Source organism: Pseudomonas sp. B15(2017), assembly GCF_002113215.1.
Taxonomy (GTDB): domain Bacteria; phylum Pseudomonadota; class Gammaproteobacteria; order Pseudomonadales; family Pseudomonadaceae; genus Aquipseudomonas.
In genome coordinates this window covers 259,536-279,986 of the sequence record NZ_NEJZ01000005.1, presented here as the reverse complement: position 1 = coordinate 279,986, position 20,451 = coordinate 259,536, and the positions used below count along the sequence as shown (strand labels likewise).

General features: G+C 59.7%; 22 protein-coding genes. 17 read left to right on the top strand and 5 right to left on the bottom strand.

Annotated features, from left to right (window positions below):
* Positions 1–114 precede the first annotated feature (114 nt).
* Positions 115–2,316 (top strand): hypothetical protein, encoded by a 2,202-nt coding sequence (locus CAF73_RS10650; protein ID WP_085697440.1) that lies wholly within the window; start codon positions 115–117, stop codon positions 2,314–2,316.
* Between the two features lie 332 nt (positions 2,317–2,648).
* On the opposite strand, the gene CAF73_RS10645 is transcribed toward CAF73_RS10650, so the two are convergent.
* Positions 2,649–2,954 (bottom strand): DUF2288 domain-containing protein, encoded by a 306-nt coding sequence (locus tag CAF73_RS10645; RefSeq protein WP_085697439.1) that lies wholly within the window; start codon positions 2,952–2,954, stop codon positions 2,649–2,651.
* Positions 2,955–3,304: 350 nt separating this feature from the next.
* Between CAF73_RS10645 and CAF73_RS10640 the strand changes: the two genes are divergently transcribed.
* The 9 genes from CAF73_RS10640 to CAF73_RS10595 all read left to right on the top strand — a co-directional run bounded on the left by CAF73_RS10640 (position 3,305) and on the right by CAF73_RS10595 (position 10,953).
* On the top strand, positions 3,305–4,432 hold the full coding sequence (locus tag CAF73_RS10640) for a branched-chain amino acid ABC transporter substrate-binding protein (RefSeq protein ID WP_064382946.1): 1,128 nt from the start codon (positions 3,305–3,307) through the stop codon (positions 4,430–4,432).
* Between the two features lie 231 nt (positions 4,433–4,663).
* On the top strand, positions 4,664–5,587 hold the full coding sequence (gene livH, locus CAF73_RS10630) for a high-affinity branched-chain amino acid ABC transporter permease LivH (RefSeq protein ID WP_007959165.1): 924 nt from the start codon (positions 4,664–4,666) through the stop codon (positions 5,585–5,587).
* A complete protein-coding gene (locus CAF73_RS10625) occupies positions 5,584–6,840 on the top strand; it encodes a high-affinity branched-chain amino acid ABC transporter permease LivM (protein ID WP_085697438.1) in 1,257 nt (418 codons plus the stop codon). The genes livH and CAF73_RS10625 overlap by 4 nt, the downstream gene beginning before the upstream one ends.
* A complete protein-coding gene (gene livG / locus CAF73_RS10620; RefSeq protein WP_085702650.1) occupies positions 6,837–7,604 on the top strand; it encodes a high-affinity branched-chain amino acid ABC transporter ATP-binding protein LivG in 768 nt (255 codons plus the stop codon). The genes CAF73_RS10625 and livG overlap by 4 nt, the downstream gene beginning before the upstream one ends.
* Complete coding sequence (locus CAF73_RS10615) at positions 7,605–8,306, top strand: ABC transporter ATP-binding protein (RefSeq protein WP_003222380.1); 702 nt, start codon at positions 7,605–7,607, stop codon at positions 8,304–8,306.
* A gap of 158 nt (positions 8,307–8,464) precedes the next feature.
* Positions 8,465–8,773, top strand: a complete 309-nt coding sequence (locus CAF73_RS10610) for a DUF2282 domain-containing protein (RefSeq protein WP_085697436.1) — start codon at positions 8,465–8,467, stop codon at positions 8,771–8,773.
* Between the two features lie 25 nt (positions 8,774–8,798).
* Positions 8,799–9,686 (top strand): DUF692 domain-containing protein, encoded by an 888-nt coding sequence (locus tag CAF73_RS10605; RefSeq protein WP_085702649.1) that lies wholly within the window; start codon positions 8,799–8,801, stop codon positions 9,684–9,686.
* Positions 9,683–10,441, top strand: a complete 759-nt coding sequence (locus CAF73_RS10600; protein WP_085702648.1) for a DUF2063 domain-containing protein — start codon at positions 9,683–9,685, stop codon at positions 10,439–10,441. The genes CAF73_RS10605 and CAF73_RS10600 overlap by 4 nt, the downstream gene beginning before the upstream one ends.
* The gene (locus tag CAF73_RS10595) at positions 10,438–10,953 is read left to right on the top strand and encodes a DoxX family protein (protein WP_085697433.1); all 516 of its coding nucleotides are present in this window, start codon (positions 10,438–10,440) and stop codon (positions 10,951–10,953) included. Before CAF73_RS10600 ends, CAF73_RS10595 begins: the two co-directional genes overlap by 4 nt.
* Here CAF73_RS10595 and CAF73_RS10590 read toward each other — a convergent pair.
* Positions 10,902–11,810, bottom strand: coding sequence for a LysR family transcriptional regulator (locus tag CAF73_RS10590; RefSeq protein ID WP_085683276.1), 909 nt, complete (start codon positions 11,808–11,810; stop codon positions 10,902–10,904). The two genes, CAF73_RS10595 and CAF73_RS10590, sit on opposite strands and share 52 nt — an antisense overlap.
* A 103-nt stretch (positions 11,811–11,913) precedes the next feature.
* Between CAF73_RS10590 and CAF73_RS10585 the strand changes: the two genes are divergently transcribed.
* The 3 genes from CAF73_RS10585 to CAF73_RS10575 all read left to right on the top strand — a co-directional run bounded on the left by CAF73_RS10585 (position 11,914) and on the right by CAF73_RS10575 (position 14,935).
* The gene (locus tag CAF73_RS10585; protein WP_085702647.1) at positions 11,914–12,513 is read left to right on the top strand and encodes a short chain dehydrogenase; all 600 of its coding nucleotides are present in this window, start codon (positions 11,914–11,916) and stop codon (positions 12,511–12,513) included.
* Between the two features lie 59 nt (positions 12,514–12,572).
* On the top strand, positions 12,573–13,226 hold the full coding sequence (locus CAF73_RS10580) for a COG3650 family protein (protein ID WP_085702646.1): 654 nt from the start codon (positions 12,573–12,575) through the stop codon (positions 13,224–13,226).
* A gap of 95 nt (positions 13,227–13,321) precedes the next feature.
* Positions 13,322–14,935, top strand: coding sequence for an NAD(P)/FAD-dependent oxidoreductase (locus CAF73_RS10575; RefSeq protein ID WP_085702645.1), 1,614 nt, complete (start codon positions 13,322–13,324; stop codon positions 14,933–14,935).
* A 65-nt stretch (positions 14,936–15,000) separates the two neighbouring features.
* Here CAF73_RS10575 and CAF73_RS10570 read toward each other — a convergent pair whose 3' ends face one another.
* Complete coding sequence (locus CAF73_RS10570; protein WP_085697429.1) at positions 15,001–16,095, bottom strand: PLP-dependent cysteine synthase family protein; 1,095 nt, start codon at positions 16,093–16,095, stop codon at positions 15,001–15,003.
* 246 nt (positions 16,096–16,341) lie between these two features.
* On the opposite strand from CAF73_RS10570, the gene nhaA reads away from it, so the two are divergent.
* The 3 genes from nhaA (at position 16,342) to CAF73_RS10555 (ending at position 18,735) form a co-directional block, all read left to right on the top strand.
* Positions 16,342–17,529 (top strand): Na+/H+ antiporter NhaA, encoded by a 1,188-nt coding sequence (gene nhaA / locus CAF73_RS10565; protein WP_085702644.1) that lies wholly within the window; start codon positions 16,342–16,344, stop codon positions 17,527–17,529.
* A 199-nt stretch (positions 17,530–17,728) separates the two neighbouring features.
* A complete protein-coding gene (locus CAF73_RS10560) occupies positions 17,729–17,998 on the top strand; it encodes a hypothetical protein (protein ID WP_085697427.1) in 270 nt (89 codons plus the stop codon).
* Positions 17,995–18,735, top strand: a complete 741-nt coding sequence (locus CAF73_RS10555) for a zeta toxin family protein (RefSeq protein WP_085697426.1) — start codon at positions 17,995–17,997, stop codon at positions 18,733–18,735. Before CAF73_RS10560 ends, CAF73_RS10555 begins: the two co-directional genes overlap by 4 nt.
* A 174-nt stretch (positions 18,736–18,909) precedes the next feature.
* Here CAF73_RS10555 and CAF73_RS10550 read toward each other — a convergent pair whose 3' ends face one another.
* A complete protein-coding gene (locus CAF73_RS10550; protein WP_007969461.1) occupies positions 18,910–19,374 on the bottom strand; it encodes a glycine zipper 2TM domain-containing protein in 465 nt (154 codons plus the stop codon).
* Positions 19,375–19,540: 166 nt separating this feature from the next.
* Between CAF73_RS10550 and CAF73_RS10545 the strand changes: the two genes are divergently transcribed.
* The gene (locus CAF73_RS10545; RefSeq protein WP_039771369.1) at positions 19,541–19,777 is read left to right on the top strand and encodes a hypothetical protein; all 237 of its coding nucleotides are present in this window, start codon (positions 19,541–19,543) and stop codon (positions 19,775–19,777) included.
* Positions 19,778–19,782: 5 nt separating this feature from the next.
* Here CAF73_RS10545 and pdxH read toward each other — a convergent pair whose 3' ends face one another.
* Complete coding sequence (gene pdxH, locus CAF73_RS10540) at positions 19,783–20,430, bottom strand: pyridoxamine 5'-phosphate oxidase (RefSeq protein WP_085702643.1); 648 nt, start codon at positions 20,428–20,430, stop codon at positions 19,783–19,785.
* Positions 20,431–20,451: the final 21 nt, after the last annotated feature.

Sequence of the window (20,451 nt, the reverse complement as noted above, 5' to 3'; positions counted from 1 at the left end):
CCATCACCCTGACGCACGGGCCAAACACGCGCAGAAAAAAGACGCGAGATTCCCATTCCGTGAGGCTCGACGACAGCGGTCGCCGATCCAACCAGTCCAGGTAAATGGCGCACAATGACTTCTAAAAACAATCCGGCCACTGCGGTATCCGATCTGACTCTGAGCCCTGCGGCGAACAGCCCTGCCCCAATGAAGCCATTGCCACCTTCGCGTCCGCTGGGCACCCAGCAATACCTGTATTTCACCGAAACCAATACCGACCGCATCCTCGACAATCTCGATGGCCTGCGTGACCTGGTGTTCCCGCGCCCGCCGCATCTGGAAGGCGACAACGAACAGCACAACGACCAGGAATTCCCCTCGGTGTGCCTGATCGGCCTCGGTCGCTGCGGCTCCAACATCGCCCTCGACGTGGCAGAGCTGGTGTACAACGCGCGCAAGTTCTACCTCAACGAATTCAACAACGAAGATCGTCCTTCGAGCGAGCGTCGCCTGGCCGACAAAGGCTACAGCCCGGCCCAGTGGATCAAGACCAACCTGCGGATCGGCCCGAACAAGGGCAGCAAACCGGTGTTTCTGGTGGAACCGCTGGTGATGCTCGGCGACCTCGACAAGGACATTGCCGGGCGCATCCGTTTCTCGCGCAAGGGCGAAAAAAGCGGTTTCCTGCGCGATTACAGCAAGATGAAGATCATGGACTTGTCGGAAGTCCACGCCGGTGGCGCCGGTAACGCGCCGATCCTCGGCCAGTATCTGGCGAAGATCATCCTCAACAAGGACACCCAGCGCTTCTCCAGCCCTGACTGGAAAATGATCCACTCGTACCTGATCGACAGCTGCGGGATCAAGGCCAACCAGTCGCGCCTGTATTTCTCGATCTTCAGTGCCGGCGGCGGTACCGGTTCGGGCATGGCCTCGGAATTCGGCCTGGCTCAGCAGCACTCGTACATGAACAAGACGTTCGACACCAAGCCGATGGACGAGCATGACGGCAAGAGCGGTCATTCGTTCGTGTTCGAACCGATCTTCACCAGCGGCATCTGCGTACTGCCGAACATTTCCGACCACCGCAGCGAAATGTCCGAGGCGCTGCACATCAACGCCGGTCGCCTGCTGTGCAAATACCTGTCGGAAGAATGGGATTTCTCGTACAACTTCGCCAACGAAGACAGCAGCGAAGCCAGCGTCATGGGCCGTATCCGCCCATGGAACGCGATGATGCTGATCTCCAACGACATCATGCGTTACGCCGAAGAGAGCGATGACGGCAACATCCAGAACATTGATGTCAATGCGATGGAGAAACACGCCAACCAATATATCTCGCAGCAGATCTTCAACATTCTGACGGCCCAAGCGGTTACGACCGACTACGACCAGAACTATTTCCGTCGCGCCGGCATCGACATCGGCGAGACCATTCGCCTGGATGCCAACGACCTGTTCATGAGCCTGGCCGGCCCGGTGGCGATTGCCTACGCCGAGTCCGTGGTGCCGGAAACGCCGCCGCCGAGCAGCGACAAATTCAAGGTATTCGACAAAGAGCCGCAACGCCTGAACATCGACGACCTGTTCTTCCGCTCGATCGACCTGCCGCACTTCAACAAAGTGACCCAGGCCATCGAAGGCATCAGCCTGTTGCCGATCGAGTCCAAGCGCTATCGCGCGTCGCTGGAGCAGTACAAGAATTCCGGCTACGACGCGGCCGCGCTGCACGACCTGCACTTCTTCAAGAACTGCTCGTCGGTGGTCTCGATCGTTTCGCTGCCAAAAGACTACAAGCTGTCGTACATGGACCTGAACCGGTTGAAGACCCACCTCAACAGCCTGTTCCCCAACACCACGCTCAAGCGCTACGCGCTGGTGATAGGCGCCTCGGCCAACCTGTCGCTGACCACCCTGATCGCCAAGAGCCCTTGCCTGTCGGACGACTTCCTGACGCTGATCGTGGCGTTCATCAAGCGTTGCTTCGCCAAGACCCCGTACCGTTTCGATGACACCCTGGACAATTCGATCCTCGATTTCATCATCAGCGAAGCATTCGACGAAGACCGCATCGACGACCTGCTGAACGAGTTCGAGAACCCGGCGAAAATCCTCGATACCAACTGGTATGCGATCAAGCCGATGTACGAGAAGAAGTACCGCGAGCTGATCAACGACAAAGAGAAGTTTGTCTCGATCAACGACATTCGCCTGTCGCGCGATTGCGTGAAGAAGTCGATCAAGTACCTGCGCGAGATCTACCGTCACCGGATCGGCAAGACCAAGGTTATTTCCCTCAATAACCATACTGGCAAGTCTTACTCGGTCTGATCGAAGACCGGGTCGCCCCCATCGCTGGCAAGCCAGCTCCCACAGTTTTCGTGGTGTCCACAATATTGTGTTCACTCGGCCCCTGTGGGAGCTGCGGTGCGACGACTCGACTTGCCAGCGATGAGGCCCCGAAATTCCCTGAAAATTTCAGTCTTTCCAACATCCCGAAACAATTAAGCAGCCGTTAGGCTGCTTACTGAACTGTGCCCGTTACGTTTACGTCACCGTTATGCCACCCACGCTTGTGGCATTTCTCTACGGCAACGTGCCATCACGCTACTCGGCTACACACTTTTTCCCGGCAGTGACACGCACCACAAAAGGGCATCGATTCAGCGCGACGCCCTTTCCTGGATCAGAATCCACGGTCGCACCACAACCGACCACAACTCGGGATCGCGCTCAAGAATGTCTTGCGCCCGCGGCGCAGAGAGCTTGGCGACCTTATCTTCGCCCAGCCAGGCAGCCACTTTCGCGCTCTGATTCGATGCCATTGCCTCTGCCACGGCGATCAAATCCAGCTCGGCGCTGACCCATAACAGGTCACCCTTGGCAAAGAAGGGCTCCAGCTCCTTCCACGTAATAGTTGCGGTTTCACCAAGCAGCTTGGCATAGAGGGTGCTAGGTTCTTGATTCATGGGACTGTCCGGAAAAGAAATCGGCGCGAATGATAACGTCGGTGGTCCGGCAGAAAAACCCGGTTGCAAAAGGCCGTACCGAACGAAAAGAGCAGGAACGCCAGGGAATGCTGATGATTGGGTATAAACCCTCTGAACGCCCCGCCGCAATTCTGTCTTTTTCTTTCATTTAAGCGACACCCTCAGGTTTTGCCCCCTGGCGCCAGCTTCCCAGGCCAACAACCGGCGCTCTACACTGTACCGGTACAGTTGCCGGGGGCTTTTCCGGAGGGTATCGCCTAGATATCTGTCCCGGTTCTGCTGCTACGGCGTCAGGACTCTAAAAAATACAACAGTAAGAGTGGAGCACTATGACTAAGGCTACTAAGCAGATTTCCAAACTGTTTGCCGCTATGGTTCTGGCCGGGGTTGCCAGCCATTCGTTCGCGGCTGACACCATCAAGATCGGTATCGCCGGCCCCAAAACCGGTCCAGTAGCCCAGTACGGCGACATGCAGTTCAGTGGCGCGAAAATGGCCATCGAACAGATCAACGCCAAAGGCGGCGTCGACGGCAAGAAGCTCGAAGCCGTTGAATACGATGACGCTTGCGATCCTAAACAAGCGGTAGCGGTTGCGAACAAGGTCGTCAACGACGGCGTCAAGTTCGTGGTCGGTCACCTGTGCTCCAGCTCCACTCAGCCTGCTTCGGACATCTACGAAGACGAAGGCGTGATCATGATCACCCCGGCTGCCACCAGCCCGGACATTACCAACCGTGGTTACAAAATGGTCTTCCGCACCATCGGTCTGGACAGCGCCCAGGGCCCTGCCGCCGGTAACTACATTGCCGATCACGTGAAGCCGAAAATCGTCGGCGTGCTGCACGACAAGCAGCAGTACGGTGAAGGCATCGCCACCGCCGTCAAATCCACCCTCGAGAAGAAAGGCACCAAGGTTGCCGTGTTCGAAGGCGTCAACGCCGGCGACAAGGACTTCTCCGCGATCATCGCCAAACTCAAGCAAGCCAACGTCGACTTCGTCTACTACGGCGGCTACCACCCGGAGCTGGGCCTGATCCTGCGTCAAGCCCAGGAAAAAGGCCTGAAAGCCAAGTTCATGGGTCCGGAAGGCGTGGGTAACGACTCGATCACCCAGATCGCCAAGGACGCATCCGAAGGCCTGCTGGTGACCCTGCCGAAATCCTTCGACCAGGATCCGGCCAACGTGGCCCTGGCCGATGCATTCAAGGCCAAGAAAGAAGACCCGAGCGGTCCGTTCGTGTTCCCGTCCTACTCGGCAGTTGAAGTGATTGTCGGCGGTATCGCTGCGGCCAAGTCCGAAGACCCTGCCAAAGTGGCTGAAGCCATTCACGCCGGTACTTTCAAGACCCCGACCGGCGATCTGAGCTTCGACGCCAAGGGCGACCTGAAGGACTTCAAATTCGTGGTTTACGAGTGGCACAACGGCAAACCTAAAACCGAAGTGTCGCCTCAGTAAGGCGCTGCCTGACTGACTGCCAATAAAGCCCACGGCGTGCCGTGGGCTTTGTTTTACGAATGTATTGGGCCGCGCTGGCGTGATCCGCCAGTCTCCCCACCTGAAAATCTCAAAACCGTCATCAGCGGTTCGCTGGCAAAACCCGGATTCGAAGTGGATAAAGATCCACGGGACCGGGCGGGAAAATGACTCCACCAGTGAAATGCGTATCAGGTTTTTAGGAGCGCTGTAATGCCTGACATCTATCACTTCTTCCAACAGCTGGTTAACGGCTTGAACGTTGGCAGCATGTATGCCCTGATCGCCATCGGCTACACGATGGTCTACGGCATCATTGGAATGATCAACTTCGCCCACGGCGAGGTGTACATGATCGGTTCCTACGTGGCGTTCATCGCCATCGCCGGGCTGACCATGATGGGACTCGAAAGCGTCCCGCTGTTGATGACCGTGGCGTTCATCGCCAGCATCGTCGTCACCAGCTCCTACGGTTACAGCATCGAACGCATTGCCTACCGCCCGTTGCGCGGCAGCAACCGTCTGATCCCGCTGATTTCCGCGATCGGTATGTCGATCTTCCTGCAGAACACGGTTCTGCTGGCGCAAGACTCCAAGGACAAAGCTATCCCCAACCTGATTCCGGGCAATTTTGCCTTCGGCCCAGGTGGCGCACATGAAGTGCTGATTTCCTACATGCAAATCGTGGTGTTCGTGGTGACCCTGATCGCCATGCTCGGCCTCACGCTGTTCATCTCCCGCTCTCGCCTGGGCCGCGCCTGCCGCGCCTGCGCCGAAGACATCAAGATGGCCAACCTGCTGGGCATCAACACCAACAACATCATCGCCCTGACCTTCGTCATCGGTGCTGCGCTGGCGGCCGTCGCGGCCGTGCTGCTGAGCATGCAATACGGCGTGATCAACCCGAACGCCGGTTTCCTCGTCGGCCTCAAGGCCTTCACCGCTGCGGTACTGGGCGGGATCGGCAGCATCCCCGGCGCCATGCTCGGCGGGCTGGTGCTCGGGGTGGCGGAAGCCTTTGGTGCCGATATCTTCGGCGACCAGTACAAGGACGTCGTGGCTTTCGGCTTGTTGGTTCTGGTGCTGTTGTTCCGTCCGACCGGCATTCTGGGCCGTCCGGAGGTTGAGAAAGTATGAACAGGAATCTTAAACAGGCGCTGTTCAGCGCCTTGCTGGTCTGGGCCGTGGCCTATCCGGTACTGGGACTGAAACTGACCATCGTCGGCATCAACCTGGAAGTGCACAACACCAGCCCGGCCATTCTGGCGACCATCGCCATCTGCTCGGTGCTGATGTTCCTGCGGGTGCTGTTCAACCAGCAGATCAGCAAGGCGTGGCGTTCGTCGCCGGGCATGCCGCTGATCCCGGCCAAGGCCAGCAACTTCCTGACCCTGCCGACCACCCAGCGCTACTTCATCATCGCGCTGATCATCGGTGCGCTGGTGTGGCCGTTCTTTGGCTCCCGTGGCGCGGTGGACATCGCGACGCTGATCCTGATCTACGTGATGCTCGGCCTGGGCCTGAACATCGTGGTCGGTCTGGCCGGTCTGCTCGACCTGGGTTACGTCGGCTTCTACGCCGTCGGCGCCTACAGCTACGCGCTGCTGTCGCACTACTATGGCCTGAGCTTCTGGATCTGCCTGCCGATTGCCGGCCTGATGGCGGCGACGTTCGGCTTCCTGCTCGGTTTCCCGGTATTGCGTCTGCGCGGCGACTATCTGGCGATCGTGACCCTGGGTTTCGGGGAAATCATCCGCCTGTTCCTGCGTAACCTGACCGACATCACCGGCGGCCCGAACGGCATCAGCAACATCGAGAAACCGACGTTCTTCGGCCTGACCTTCGAACGCAAGGCCGCGGAAGGCCTGCAAACCTTCCACGAGTACTTCGGCCTGGAATACAACTCGATCAACAAGGTGATCTTCCTCTACCTGGTTGCCCTGCTGCTGGCGCTGGCGGCGCTGTTCATCATCAACCGCCTGCTGCGCATGCCGATCGGCCGTGCGTGGGAAGCACTGCGTGAAGATGAGATTGCCTGCCGTGCGCTGGGTCTCAACCCGACCGTGATCAAGCTGTCGGCGTTCACCCTAGGCGCGAGCTTCGCCGGTTTTGCCGGCAGCTTCTTCGCCGCCCGTCAGGGTCTGGTGACGCCGGAATCGTTCACCTTCATCGAGTCGGCGATCATCCTCGCCATCGTGGTGCTGGGTGGCATGGGCTCGCAGCTGGGCGTGATTCTCGCGGCCGTGGTGATGATCCTGCTGCCGGAAATGATGCGTGAGTTCAGTGAGTACCGCATGTTGATGTTCGGCGCCCTGATGGTGCTGATGATGATCTGGCGACCTCAAGGTCTGCTGCCCATGCAACGTCCTCACATGGAGCTGCGCAAATGAGCCGCGAGATCCTGAAAGTCGAAAATCTGAGCATGCGCTTCGGCGGCCTGCTGGCGGTCAACGGCGTGGCCCTGACCGTGAAGGAAAAACAGGTGGTGGCACTGATCGGGCCGAACGGCGCCGGCAAGACCACCGTGTTCAACTGCCTGACCGGTTTCTACCAGCCGTCGGGCGGCAGCATCCTGCTGGACGGCGAGCCGATCCAGGGCCTGCCGGGCCACAAGATCGCCCTCAAAGGCGTGGTGCGCACGTTCCAGAACGTGCGGTTGTTCAAGGACATGACGGCGGTCGAGAACCTGTTGATCGCCCAGCACCGTCATCTGAACACCAACTTCCTGTCCGGCCTGTTCAAGACCCCGGCGTTTCGCAAGAGCGAGCGCGAGGCCATGGAGTTCGCCGAGTACTGGCTGGAAAAGGTCAACCTGAAAGAGTTCGCCAACCGCCCCGCCGGCACCCTGGCCTACGGTCAGCAGCGTCGCCTGGAAATCGCCCGCTGCATGATGACCCGTCCGCGGATTCTCATGCTCGACGAACCGGCCGCCGGCCTGAACCCGAAGGAAACCGAAGACCTCAAGGCGCTGATCAGCGTGCTGCGTGAAGAGCACAATGTGACCGTGCTGCTGATCGAACACGACATGAAACTGGTCATGAGCATTTCCGACCACATCGTCGTGATCAACCAGGGCACGCCTTTGGCCAACGGCACGCCGGAACAGATCCGCGACAATCCTGAAGTGATCAAAGCCTACCTGGGGGAAGCGTAAATGCTGCAGTTCGAAAACGTTTCCACCTTCTACGGCAAGATCCAGGCCCTGCACAGCGTCAACGTCGAAGTCCGCCAGGGCGAGATCGTGACCCTGATCGGCGCCAACGGTGCCGGCAAGTCCACGCTGCTGATGACGCTGTGCGGTTCGCCGCAGGCCCACAGTGGCAGCATCCGCTACATGGGTGAGGAACTGGTCGGCCAGGACTCGTCGCAGATCATGCGCAAAAGCATCGCCGTGGTGCCGGAAGGCCGTCGGGTGTTTGCCCGCCTGACTGTCGAAGAAAACCTGTCCATGGGCGGATTCTTCACCGACAAGGGCGACTATCAGGAACAGATGGACAAGGTTCTCGGACTTTTCCCACGCCTGAAAGAACGCTTCAACCAGCGTGGCGGCACCATGTCCGGCGGCGAACAGCAAATGCTCGCCATCGGCCGCGCGCTGATGAGCAAGCCGAAACTGCTCCTGCTCGACGAGCCGTCGCTGGGCCTGGCACCGATCATCATCCAGCAGATCTTCGACATCATCGAACAGCTGCGCAAGGACGGTGTGACGGTGTTCCTGGTCGAGCAGAACGCCAACCAGGCGCTGAAAATCGCCGACCGCGCCTACGTGCTGGAGAACGGCCGGGTGGTCATGCAAGGCACCGGTGAAGCGCTGCTGACCGACCCGAAAGTACGCGAGGCGTACCTCGGCGGTTGATGGATCGCAGCAAACAGAAAACGGCCTTCGGGCCGTTTTCTGTTTGTGCCGGAAAAAAACTTTTACCGATCGCTGTAACGCATCGCCAAGTCGTTTCTCTAGTGGGGCAAGCAAGCGCATTCGCTTGTTCAACCCAAGTAAAAGACCGGAGAAACATCATGACTGCTACCACCCGCACCCTGTCCGCCACCGCCCTGGTTCTGGCCCTCGGTTCTGCCCTGAGCATGGCCGCCGTTTCGACCGCTCAGGCCGCCGACAACAGCAACATGGAAAAATGCTTCGGCGTGGCCATGAAAGGTCATAACGACTGCGCCGCCGGCGCCGGCACCACCTGTGCAGGCACAGCGAAAATGGATTACCAGGCCAACGCCTGGAAATTCGTACCGAAAGGCACCTGCACCACCACCGAAAGCAAGACCTCGCCGACCGGTTTCGGCCAGATGGAAGCCTTCAAGGCCAAGTCCTGATCCACGGCCTGCCCGAGTGACGAACATGATCACCTCCTGCGACCATGCCTCCCCCCGCACTCGGGCAGCCCTCACCGGGCTCCCGCCCCGCGCCGGGCTGGGGCTCAAGACCGGGCACTTTCGTGAAGTGCTCGGTTCTCTTCCGGGCATCGGATTCTTCGAGGTCCACGCCGAAAACTACATGGTGGCCGGCGGCCCGTTCCATCATTTTCTGGGTTTGATCCGCGAGGCGTATCCGCTGTCGCTGCACGGTGTCGGGCTGTCTATCGGTACCGAAGGCGCGCTGGATGTCCAGCACCTCAAACGCCTGGCGGCACTGATCGAGCGCTATCAACCCCAATCCTTTTCCGAACACCTGGCCTGGTCCAGCCATGGCCCGGTGTTTCTCAATGATTTGCTTCCTCTGGCGTATGACACACCGACGCTGAACCGCGTCTGTGACCACATCGACCAGGTGCAGAACACCCTCAAACGCCCGATGCTCCTGGAAAACCCGGCAACCTATCTGGCGTTCGAGCGCTCGACCATCGACGAAGCGGATTTCATCCGTGAAGTCGTCCGGCGCAGTGGCTGCGGCCTGTTACTGGACGTGAACAACGTCTACGTCTCGTGCATCAACCATCAACGTGATCCCTTGGCCTATCTCGACGCACTACCTCTGCGCGCGGTGGGCGAGATTCATCTGGCGGGGTTCGCTGAAGACTCCGACAGCCTCGGTGATCGTTTGCTGATCGACGATCACGGCGCGCCAATCGATCAAGCCGTCTGGTCTTTGTACCGGCAAGCGCTGGAACGCGTCGGCCCGGTGGCGACGCTGATCGAACGGGACAATCAGGTGCCGGCCTTTAACGTGCTGTTGGCAGAAGCGCAGCAAGCCGATGCGCTGTTGCTGGGTGCGGGAGCTCGGCCATGAGCACTCAAACCGCGTTCAGCGCCGCGTTGCTCGATACCGGGCTGCCCTGCCCCGACGGTTTGTGCAGCGCCAACGGCGCCGATCCGGCCAGCCGTTTCGCGGTCTACCGCAACAACGTGCAGGGTTCGCTGATCAACGCACTGGCCGACAGCTATCCCGTGGTGATGCAGTTGGTGGGTGACGAATTCTTCCAGGCCATGGCCGGCGTTTTCGTGCAAAGCCATCCGCCACACAGTCCGTTGATGAGCGACTACGGCAGTGAGCTGGCGGACTTCATCAGCAGATTCGAACCTGCCGCGAGCGTCCCCTATCTGGCCGACGTCGCGCGGCTGGAACGCTTGCGCACGCTGGCTTATCACGCGGCCGATGCTTTGCCTTTGAGTCAGGAGCGGATCGCCGCCGTGTTTGCAGATGCCGATGCGCTGAATGAACTGCGCATCGGCCTGCACCCTTCGCTGCATCTGCTCGATTCAAGCTTCGCCGTAGTGAACATCTGGGCCGCGCATCAGCACGACGCCACACTGGCCGGGATCGATCCTCTTCACGCCCAACACGCGTTGATTCTGCGCAACGGACTGGAGGTCGAGGTGTTCGCCGTGGATCGCGGCGCCGGCCAGTTCATTCGCCACCTCAAGGCCGGCCTGTCACTCACGCAGGCGCTGGAGTCCGCCGAAGCCTTCGACCTCAGCCAGACCCTCGCCCTGCTGATCAACCGCCAAGTCATCACTCATTTCTATCCAAAGGTGTCGTCATGAACAGTCTCGTTGCGCGCGCCATCGCGCTGCTGGAAAAAATCCCACACAGCCTGATCGCCTTCATCGCGCGTTTTTCCATCGCGGCGGTGTTCTGGAAATCCGGACAGACCAAGGTCGAGGGCCTGGCCATCGACCTGATCGACGGAACATTCCAGATTGGCTGGCCGCATCTGGCGGACTCGACGATTCCGCTGTTCCAGAGCGAATACCACGTGCCGTTGCTGTCGCCGGACATCGCCGCGCACATGGCGGCGTTTGCCGAGCACTTCTTCCCGATGCTGATCCTGATCGGCTTCGCCACACGGTTTTCAGCGCTGGCCTTGCTGGGCATGACGCTGGTCATCGAGCTATTCGTCTACCCCGACGCCTACCCGACTCACGGCACCTGGGCAGCGGTTCTCCTGTACCTGATGGCCACCGGGCCGGGCAAAGTGTCGATCGATCACTTGATCGCCAGGCACTACAACCGGTCCAGCGCTTCGCCGCTGAGTTTGAACCAGCCGATCAGGTAATCCGCCAGCACCTGAGTACGTTTCGGTAATCCCCCCTGATAAGGGTGCACCAGGTACATCGGCATGCGACGGGTCTGAAAATCGCGAAGGAGCCAGCGCAATCGGCCGTCAGCCAATTCCGCCTGCAACAGATAGGACGGCAGGCGAGCGATCCCGGCGCCGGCCAGTGCGGCTTTCTTCAACAGGTTGTAGTGATTGCTGGCGAACGGTCCCGACACCCGCACCCGCAGCAGTTCGTGTTGCTGGTGATAAAGCCATTCCTCGCGACCGCTGTAATGACTGTTGAGCAGGCAACGGTGTTCGGCCAGTGCCTGCGGCGTCAGTGGTTCACCAAAACGTTCCAGATAGGCGGGGCTGGCGCAGGTCATTTCCTGCCAGGCCAGCAGCGGCCTGGCCACCAGTCGCTCGTCATTGGCGACCTCGGTGCGAATCGCCAGATCGAAGCCGTCGCGGGACAGGTCGCGGTAGCTGTTGTTCAGCTCCAGTTCGATCTGCACTTCGGGGTATTTCTGCGAGAAGTCCAACAGCAAACCGTCGAAGAACGTTTCTCCCAGCGACACCGGAACCGTCATACGCACCGGGCCAGCCATGTCGTCCTTCAATCGCGCCAATGCCTGACGCGCTCGCTCTACCTGGACTACAAGCGCCTGTGCCTGTGGCAACAACGCCGCACCGGCCGCGGTCAGGCTCAGCCGACGCGTCGTACGTTGCAGCAACACCACGGAAAAACGCGCCTCCAGCTGACTGATACGCTTGGACAACTGCCCCTTGCTGCACCCCAATTGCTGCGCCGCCAGGGTAAAACTGCCGGCCTCGATCAACACCGCGAACGCCGCCAGATCATCCATCTCGCTCATGGATTGTTTCCATTTGAAAACCAAAGGTTGCTCATTAGTGCGCTTATCCGCAGAAAAAACCACTCTAGACTGAAACCTCGTTCAATCACTTGAGGCAATCACGATGAAAATTCTGTTGATCGGCGCCGGCGGCACCATCGGTTCGGCGGTGGACAAAGAGCTGTCGCAGCGTCATGAAGTCATTCGTATCGGCCGCAACAGCGGCGATTTCCAGGTGGATATCAGCGACAGCGCATCGATTCGCAAATTGTTCGAACAGACCGGCAAGTTCGACGCGCTGGTGTGTGCCGCCGGCAACGTAACCTTCGCCCCGCTGGGTGAAATGACCGAAGACAGCTTCGCCCTCGGCCTGAAAGACAAGTTGATGGGCCAGGTCAATCTGCTGTTGATCGGCCGCGAATTCGCCAACGACGGCGCATCCTTCACCTTCACCACCGGCGTGCTCAGCCACGATCCGATCCGCAGCGGCGCGTCGGCTGCACTGGTCAACGGCGCGCTCGACAGTTTCGTCCGCGCAGCGGCCATCGAGCTGCCACGCGGTCTGCGCGTCAACTCGATCAGCCCGACCGTGCTGGTGGAAGCCATGGGCAGTTACGCCCCGTACTTCCGTGGCTACAAGCCGGTTCCTGCGGCGGATGTGGCATTGGCCTACGCCAAAAGTGTCGAAGGCTTGCAGACAGGTCAGACATTTCACGTGGGCTAAACCCTTGTGATGAACGGTCAGCCTGCGTAACGTGGCGACACTTGTCTGGAGAGCCAAAGATGCGTGTTGCCCGTTCCCTGATCGTTGTTGCCCTGCTCCCGTTGTTTGCCGCGTGCCAGTTGTTCGATGGTGCGCGGGAAAGTGCCTCCCACGTCGGCCAGACGCGGATGCAGGGACAACTGACCGCTGCCGACGGCAAACTGGTGTTCCAGGCGTGCGGCGAGCAGCGCCAGTACGTGGTCAATGACATCGGCGGCACCAGCATCCTGCAAGAGGCCGCCACCCTGGCCGATCAACAGGGCAAGTTGTTCGCCGACGTGCGCGGAAAGATCGCCGGCGACCGCCTCGACCTGACGCAGCTCTATCGCGTCGAACGTTCCGGCACTGCCTGTGACGACCCCAACTTCAAACAGCTGATCCTGCGCGCCTCCGGCCATGGCCCGGAATGGAACGTCAAGGTCAGCGGCAAGGGCCTGGTCCTCGACCGCGAAGGCCAGCCACCACTCGCCGTGCCCTACGTCGAAGAGCAACTGGGCGACGGTCGTTTCAACCTCAGCAGCGAAGCCAACAACCAGCGCATCGAGTTGTGGGTAGCGCCGCAGCGCTGCGTCGACAGCAACACCGGCAGCGTGCAGCACATGAGCGCCGAGTTGCGTATCGACGGCAAGGTACAGCGCGGTTGCGGGTATTTCGGCGGTTCACGTAACGACTGATCGTTTTACCCTCACGGGATCCGGCCGTTGCGGCTTATAATCGCCGCCTTCAAACGCCCTGGCGCAGTTGTGCGCCCCGCGAACCGGATCCTGTCATGTTACGAATCACCGAACTCAAGCTGCCGATCGACCATCCCGACGAAGACCTGCGCGCTGCCATCGTGCAACGCCTGGGCATCGCCAGCGATGACCTGCTCGATTTCACCTTGTTCAAGCGCAGCTACGATGCGCGCAAAAAGTCCTCCGAACTGTGCTTCATCTACACCATCGACCTCGAAGTGCGCGACGAGGCCAAAGTGCTGGGCAAGTTCGCCGACGACCGTAACGTCAACATGGCGCCGGATGTCAGCTACAAATTCGTCGGCCAGGCGCCAAGCGACCTGAACCAGCGCCCGATCGTGGTCGGGTTCGGCCCGTGCGGGATCTTCGCCGGCCTGTTGCTGGCGCAGATGGGCTTCAAGCCGATCATCCTCGAACGCGGCACCGAAGTGCGCCAGCGCACCAAGGACACCTGGGGCCTGTGGCGTAAAAGCGTGCTCAACCCCGAGTCCAACGTGCAGTTCGGCGAAGGCGGCGCGGGCACGTTCTCCGACGGCAAGCTGTACAGCCAGATCAAGGATCCGAAATTCCTCGGCCGCAAGGTTCTGCATGAATTCGTTAAGGCCGGCGCGCCGGAAGAAATTCTTTACGTCAGCAAGCCGCACATCGGTACGTTCCGTCTGACCGGCATGGTCGAGACCATGCGTGAAGAAATCCGCTCTCTGGGCGGTGAAGTACGCTTCCAGGAGCGTGTCACCGACGTGCTGATCGAGGACGGCCAACTGGTCGGCGTCGAACTGGCCAGCGGCGAGATCCTGCATTCGAAACACGTGATTCTGGCGCTGGGCCACAGTGCCCGCGACACTTTCCGCATGCTCCACAGCCGTGGTGTGTTCATGGAAGCCAAGCCGTTCTCGGTGGGTTTCCGCATCGAGCACCCGCAATCGCTGATCGACCGCGCGCGCCTCGGCAAGTACGCCGGCCACCCCAAGTTGGGAGCCGCCGACTACAAACTGGTGCACCACGCCAAAAACGGCCGTTCGGTCTACAGCTTCTGCATGTGCCCGGGCGGCACGGTGGTGGCGGCGACTTCCGAGCCGAACCGCGTAGTCACCAACGGCATGAGCCAGTACTCGCGTAACGAGCGTAACGCCAACTCCGGCATCGTTGTCGGCATCACCCCGGAAGTCGATTATCCGGGCGGCCCGCTGGCCGGGATCGAGTTGCAGGAACGTCTGGAATCCCACGCTTTCATCCTCGGCGGCAGCGACTACAAGGCGCCGGCGCAATTGGTCGGCGACTTCATCAATGGCATTCCTTCGACCGAGTTGGGCGAAGTCGAGCCGTCATACAAACCGGGCGTCGCTCTGGGCGATCTGGCCCTGGCGCTGCCGGAATTTGCCATCGAAGCCATTCGTGAAGCATTGCCGGCGTTCGAGAAACAGATTCGCGGTTATTCACTGCACGATGCGGTGCTGACGGGAATCGAGACCCGCACCTCGTCACCGCTGCGCATCACGCGTAACGAGGCGCTGCAGAGCATGAACGTCAAAGGTCTGTTCCCGGCCGGCGAAGGCGCGGGTTATGCGGGCGGGATTCTGTCGGCGGGTGTGGACGGGATTCGGATTGCGGAAGCCGTGGCACGAGACATCCTGGGCCTCGAAGCCTGATAAACAAGCTTTGAAGTGACACAACCCCTGTGGGAGCGAGCTTGCTCCCACAGGGGTATTCGGCGTCAGATATTGGCGCGTAATACGCTGGCCGGCAGCGCCTCACCCCGTTCGGCACTCGCCGCCACGACCGCTATCAATCCCTCCAGCTCATAACCCTGCGCCTTGAGCCACGCCTGATCGTAGTAGGTGTCCGCATAGCGCTCGCCGCCATCGCACAGGATCGCCACGATCGACCCCGACTCCCCCGCCGCTTTCATCTGCTGCGCCGCCATCAACGCACCGATCAGGTTGGTCCCGCTCGACCCGCCCACATGCCGGCCCAGACGCTGCGCCAGGTAATGCATGGCCGCCAGCGACAAGGCATCCGGCACCTTGACCATCGCATCGATCACCTTGGGCAGGAACGACGCCTCCACCCGTGGCCGGCCGATGCCTTCGATCCGCGAACCGTGATCCAGCCGCAAACTCGCGTCGCCGGTCTGGTAGTAGTCGAAGAACACCGAACGCTCGGCGTCGGCGCAGAGCACACGGGTGCAGTGCTGGCGATAACGCACGTAACGGCCGAGGGTCGCGGTGGTGCCGCCAGTGCCGGGGCTGGAAATCAACCAGGTGGGGCACGGGTGTTGCTCGTAGCGCATCTGCTGGAAGATCGACTCGGCGATGTTGTTGTTCGCCCGCCAGTCCGTGGCGCGCTCGGCGTAGGTGAACTGGTCGATGAAATGACCGTCGTGCTCGCGGGCCAGGCGTTCGGACTCGGCGTATATCTGCGTCGGGTCTTGCACCAGATGACTCTGGCCACCGTAGAACGCAATCTGCGCGATCTTTTCCCTGGACGTGGTCGCCGGCATCACCGCAATGAACGGCAGGCCGAGCATCCGCGCGAAGTACGCTTCGGAAATCGCCGTCGAACCGCTGGACGCCTCGATCACCGGCGCGCCGGGTTTCAGCCAGCCGTTACACAAGGCGTAGAGAAACAGCGAACGGGCCAGCCGATGCTTGAGGCTACCGGTCGGGTGGCTGGATTCATCCTTGAAGTACAACTCGATGCCCGCGAACCCCGGCAGCGGCAAGGGGATCAGGTGAGTGTCGGCGCTGCGCTGGAAGTCCGCTTCGATGATCCGGATGGCTTCGCGGGCCCACTGTCGGTTGTCGCTCATGGCTGTCGTTCTCATTGAATCGGGCAGAAGTGCCTTCACAGGCTCAGCCCCCAAGCTTAGGAAAAAACCTACAGCACTGACAGATACAGCTGAGCTTCAATACCTTTGGCAACTGCTAGGCTCTGCTGCAGGTCTGGCATGCGCCTTGTAACCATATATAACAAAAAAGAATATAACTTTTGTTTTAACAACTAACAGTACGGGTTAGGGTGTGCCACCTTTTGACTTTATCGATGGAGATCGACCTTGCCTCTGCGTAGCACTTTCACGCGTTTCTTTCAGTTGGAAGCTGCCAGCGGTCTGTTACTGATCGCCGCGGCCATCCTGGCTCTAATCATCAACAACTCGCCGCTGTCGTGGTTGTACAGCGGCCTGCTCGACACTCCGGTGGTGGCGCAGATCGGCGCGTTGAAGATCGCCAAGCCCCTGCTGCTGTGGATCAACGACGGTCTGATGGCGCTGTTCTTCCTGCTGATCGGCCTGGAAGTGAAGCGCGAAGTGCTCGACGGCCAGTTGTCGAAACCGTCGCAGATCGTCCTGCCCGGCGCGGCGGCCATCGGCGGCATGCTGGTGCCGGCGCTGATCTACTGGTTCCTCAACCGTGACAACCCGGCCGCCCTCGACGGCTGGGCCATTCCGACCGCCACCGACATTGCCTTCGCCCTCGGCGTGCTGGCCTTGCTCGGCAAGCGCGTGCCGGTGTCGCTGAAGCTGTTCCTGATGACATTGGCCATCATCGACGACCTCGGCGCCATCGTGATCATTGCGATCTTCTACTCCGGCGAGCTCTCGACCCTGTCGCTGGGCCTCGCTGCCGCGTGCATCGCGGCGCTGGTGGCGATGAACCGGCTCGGGGTGGTCAAGCTCGGGCCGTACATGATCATCGGGTTGATCCTCTGGGTCTGCGTGCTCAAGAGCGGTGTTCACGCGACGCTGGCGGGTGTGACCCTGGCTTTCTGCATTCCGCTGCGCACCAGGAATGCCGAGCCTTCGCCACTGCTGACCCTCGAACACGCGCTGCACCCGTGGGTCGCCTACGGCATCCTGCCGCTGTTCGCCTTCGCCAACGCCGGCCTGTCGCTGACCGGCGTGACCGCCGAAAGCTTCACCCACCAGGTTCCGATGGGCATCGCCGTCGGCCTGCTGCTGGGCAAGACCATCGGCGTGTTCGGCCTGACCTGGCTCGCCGTCAAATCCGGCATCGCCGCCCTGCCCGAGAACGCCAATTGGGGTCAGGTGCTGGGCGTGGCGATGCTCTGCGGGATCGGCTTCACCATGAGCCTGTTTGTCGGCTCCCTCGCCTTCGTGCCGGGTGCCAGTGAATACGCCGGGATGGACCGGATGGGCATTCTCACCGGTTCGGTGTTCGCGGCATTGATCGGTTATGCAGTAACGTTGGCGGCGAGCAGAAAAAGATCCACTAAAAGCAGTTAACACGATCAATACGGCGCCTCTCGCTGGAAGGCCCAGGATTCAATGAAAGATTCACACACATGATTGGGCTCCAGCCCCCTGCAAACCGTTGGTAAGTGTCCCGTTGGTGCTGCTCGCAGCGCTTAACCTGAGCCTTTCAAGTGTGCTATATCTTCTGTTGACAGCAGCGTTACCCCAGAACGTTTTTTCGGAGTTTTCCATGTCACGCAAAGCAGAAAAGCGCCCAATGACGGACAGTCAGATCGCCGTGCAGGAATCTTATATTCCGGACATTGCCCTGAAAGCGTTCAATAACGCCTACAAAATGGCACTTGCCAATGGGGCTGCGGTGCTTGTCGCCAAAGATGGTCAGTTGTTTGAAGTGACAGAAAAGTCTTCAGTCGCACTGCGTTCGATCGGCACCTATGGAAACCTGAAAAGCGGGACTCGCCTGCACATCAGCAAACTGTCTAAACAGGTCGTTTCTTGAGCACACCGAGGATACGTATATTCGCCGGACCAAATGGATCAGGAAAAAGCACCTTTAATCGGTTGGTTCCTGCGCATCTATTAGGCAATTACATAAACCCGGATGATATAGAGCGTGCAATCAAAGACACTGGATATTTTGATTTCACCACCTATCGCATCGAATCTCACAAAAATGACATTTTCGACTTTTTCCGCAGCCACGCCCTGCTGAAAAAAGCTCCGGAGTCATTGGCAAAATTGGATTCGATTGCGATTGAAGGTGACAGGCTCAGCTTCTCGGATACTCAAATCGACTCATATGTAGCCTCCGCTCTCTCCGACTTCATACGGCGTTCTCTGATCAAAGAGAAAATCAGTTTTACGTTCGAAACTGTAATGTCCTCCTCAGACAAGGTCGATTTGCTCTACGAAGCCCAGAGATCCGGGTATAGGGTTTACGTCTATTACGTTGCAACAGCCGACCCGGAAATCAATGTTGCCAGGGTTGCCTATCGCGTATCGCAGGGTGGTCACAACGTTCCTCCTGAAAAGATACGAAAGCGTTATTGGAGATCTCTGGCGCTTCTATCGGACGCAATCCTCACCTCGAACAGAGCCTATATCTTTGATAACTCCGACGAAGGTAGCGAAGGACTGACACATGTAGCAGAGATTACGGACGGGGAGCTGATTGAAATTAAATCAGACGTACAGCCACCTTGGTTTAAAGAGTTCGTACTCGATAAACTGATCTAGATCACAAGCCTTCGACTTCTCTTAATGTCGGCCCTTATTCACGTCGAAAATCCCCCACGCCTTTAAAGATACGTCCTACCAAATCGCATTCGTCTATCGCGATCCCTGCTGAACACCAAACAAAAACCCCGACCAGTCACCTGATCGGGGTTTTCCTTTACCGCTCGTTTGCGCTTAGTGCGAAACGCGGCTGGTCCCACCGACAGTCGAAATCCGTACCCGCTCACCGACGCGGAACACTTCATTTTCCTGAACCTGCTGCACGTAGGCGCGCATGCTGCCGTCGTCTTCGCGCACGGTGATTTCGACACCTTGAGTGCGGGTCAGGCCTTCTTCAGTGGCCGAACCGATCAGGCCGCCGGCCACGGCACCGATAACGGCTGCAACGATGCTGCCTTTACCGCCGCCGATGGCGCTGCCGCCGACACCGCCGACCACTGCACCGGCGGCGCCGCCGATCGGGGTCTTGGTGCCTTCGATTTTCACCGGACGCAGGGATTCGATGGTGCCCATGCGAATCGTCTGCACGCGACGCGCTTCGTCACGGGAGTAGGAGTCACCGGTCAGGCTCGACTGGCAGCCGGTCAGCAACATCGCCATCGTGGAAAAGGAAGCAACCAGCAGAACAGACTTACGCATAGCATCAACTCCAAAGGACAGGTATTCATTAAACTCCGCAGCTTGACGCCTGTCACGACGTGGCCCGGATAAAGTTGCTTTCATTCAGGTCCGGTACAGGCACCCGCGAACTCACCCAACAGTAGCGCCAAATCCCATTTCCTGCGCCGTCGACCCAAGGATTTCCATGGATTACTTCATCATTGTCGTCACCACCGCCGCCGGCCTGTACTTCCACTGGTGGCTGTATGTGCGGATCAAACGCTGGATGGATCGCGATCTGGCCTTGTCACTGGCCGGCAAGGATGAAGGCAAACGCGCATTCATGCTCGAACGGCTGGAGCAGGCTCAGGCACAGAAGATCAAGCGCCGGGACCTGCCGAAGTGGCTTGAGGCCGCTGCGGCAGGTTATCCCGCTCGGTAGACTGCTCAGGGTGCCAGACGTTCAAGAATCCACTCGGCGCCCTGCACACGGTAGTTGAGGCGATCGTGCAAACGGCTCGCGCGGCCCTGCCAGAACTCGATGCGTTCGGGGAGCAAGCGGTAGCCGCCCCAGTGTTCCGGGCAGTGAGGCTGAGTGTCGGTGAAGCGCTGTTCGGTCGCCTTGAGCAAGTCTTCCAGTTCACCCCGGCCGTTGATCACCCGGCTCTGCGGTGAAGCCCAGGCGCCCAGTCGGCTGCCCAGCGGTCGCACCTGATAATACGCGTCGGACTCTTCGGGCGAGACCTTCACCACCCGCCCTTCAATCCGCACCTGGCGCTCGAGGGTCGGCCAGAAGAACGTCATGGCCGCGAACGGATTCGCGGCCAGATGCTGGCCCTTGGCACTCTCGTAGTTGGTGAAGAAGGTGAAGCCCTGCTCGTCCAGCCCCTTGAGCAGCAGAATGCGGCAATGCGGACGGCCGTCCGCATCCACCGTGGCCAGGGTCATCGCGTTGGCTTCCACTGGCGCCTGTTCGGTTTTCACCGCTTCGGCAAACCACTGGTGAAACAACGCAAAGGGCTCGGCCGGGGCTTGCGCCTCGGTCAGGCCGTCCCGGGTGTAATCACGACGCATATCTGCCAGAGACTGGGTCACGGCGCATTCCTTTTCGTTAGC

Coding starts and splice junctions, on each gene's coding strand:
- CAF73_RS10605 (WP_085702649.1), top strand. CDS start 8,799: ATGATCACCTCCTGCGACCATGCCTCCCCCCGCACTCGGGCAGCCCTC.
- CAF73_RS10575 (WP_085702645.1), top strand. CDS start 13,322: ATGTTACGAATCACCGAACTCAAGCTGCCGATCGACCATCCCGACGAA.
- CAF73_RS10545 (WP_039771369.1), top strand. CDS start 19,541: ATGGATTACTTCATCATTGTCGTCACCACCGCCGCCGGCCTGTACTTC.
- CAF73_RS10600 (WP_085702648.1), top strand. CDS start 9,683: ATGAGCACTCAAACCGCGTTCAGCGCCGCGTTGCTCGATACCGGGCTG.
- CAF73_RS10595 (WP_085697433.1), top strand. CDS start 10,438: ATGAACAGTCTCGTTGCGCGCGCCATCGCGCTGCTGGAAAAAATCCCA.
- CAF73_RS10585 (WP_085702647.1), top strand. CDS start 11,914: ATGAAAATTCTGTTGATCGGCGCCGGCGGCACCATCGGTTCGGCGGTG.
- CAF73_RS10610 (WP_085697436.1), top strand. CDS start 8,465: ATGACTGCTACCACCCGCACCCTGTCCGCCACCGCCCTGGTTCTGGCC.
- CAF73_RS10570 (WP_085697429.1), bottom strand. CDS start 16,095: ATGAGCGACAACCGACAGTGGGCCCGCGAAGCCATCCGGATCATCGAA.
- CAF73_RS10645 (WP_085697439.1), bottom strand. CDS start 2,954: ATGAATCAAGAACCTAGCACCCTCTATGCCAAGCTGCTTGGTGAAACC.
- CAF73_RS10590 (WP_085683276.1), bottom strand. CDS start 11,810: ATGAGCGAGATGGATGATCTGGCGGCGTTCGCGGTGTTGATCGAGGCC.
- CAF73_RS10560 (WP_085697427.1), top strand. CDS start 17,729: ATGTCACGCAAAGCAGAAAAGCGCCCAATGACGGACAGTCAGATCGCC.
- CAF73_RS10550 (WP_007969461.1), bottom strand. CDS start 19,374: ATGCGTAAGTCTGTTCTGCTGGTTGCTTCCTTTTCCACGATGGCGATG.
- CAF73_RS10640 (WP_064382946.1), top strand. CDS start 3,305: ATGACTAAGGCTACTAAGCAGATTTCCAAACTGTTTGCCGCTATGGTT.
- CAF73_RS10650 (WP_085697440.1), top strand. CDS start 115: ATGACTTCTAAAAACAATCCGGCCACTGCGGTATCCGATCTGACTCTG.
- livH (WP_007959165.1), top strand. CDS start 4,664: ATGCCTGACATCTATCACTTCTTCCAACAGCTGGTTAACGGCTTGAAC.
- CAF73_RS10580 (WP_085702646.1), top strand. CDS start 12,573: ATGCGTGTTGCCCGTTCCCTGATCGTTGTTGCCCTGCTCCCGTTGTTT.
- CAF73_RS10615 (WP_003222380.1), top strand. CDS start 7,605: ATGCTGCAGTTCGAAAACGTTTCCACCTTCTACGGCAAGATCCAGGCC.
- livG (WP_085702650.1), top strand. CDS start 6,837: ATGAGCCGCGAGATCCTGAAAGTCGAAAATCTGAGCATGCGCTTCGGC.
- CAF73_RS10625 (WP_085697438.1), top strand. CDS start 5,584: ATGAACAGGAATCTTAAACAGGCGCTGTTCAGCGCCTTGCTGGTCTGG.